Below are 305 nucleotides of genomic sequence, written 5' to 3'. Positions count from 1 at the left end.
CATTGTCGAAACTTTGTTTAGTTTTGAGAGGTCTACTCTCTCATGAAGGATGTTATGGGCCTATAGCTCAGCTGGTTTAGAGCGCACGCCTGATAAGCGTGAGGTCGATGGTTCAAGTCCATTTAGGCCCATCCTTTTTTATAATTTTTTTGGGGCCTTAGCTCAGCTGGGAGAGCGCCTGCTTTGCACGCAGGAGGTCATCGGTTCGATCCCGTTAGGCTCCATTAGCAACCTTTAAGGTTGCTGAATAATTTGTTCTTTGAAAACTAGATAATATTTTTTCTTAAATTAACAAACCGAGAACA

The 305-nt window shown here is 42.6% G+C and carries 2 tRNA genes; both read left to right on the top strand.

Features of this window, described 5'->3' with window-relative positions:
- Window positions 1-56: 56 nt before the first annotated feature.
- Window positions 57-131, top strand: a tRNA-Ile gene (locus FC19_RS07925).
- A gap of 20 nt (window positions 132-151) precedes the next feature.
- Window positions 152-224, top strand: a tRNA-Ala gene (locus FC19_RS07920).
- Window positions 225-305 lie beyond the last annotated feature (81 nt).

The sequence above is a fragment of the Liquorilactobacillus aquaticus DSM 21051 genome (assembly GCF_001436755.1).
In the GTDB taxonomy this organism is placed as follows: Bacteria; Bacillota; Bacilli; order Lactobacillales; family Lactobacillaceae; genus Liquorilactobacillus; species Liquorilactobacillus aquaticus.
Note: the sequence above shows the minus strand (reverse complement) of the source record. Positions and strands in the feature narration are given on the sequence as shown.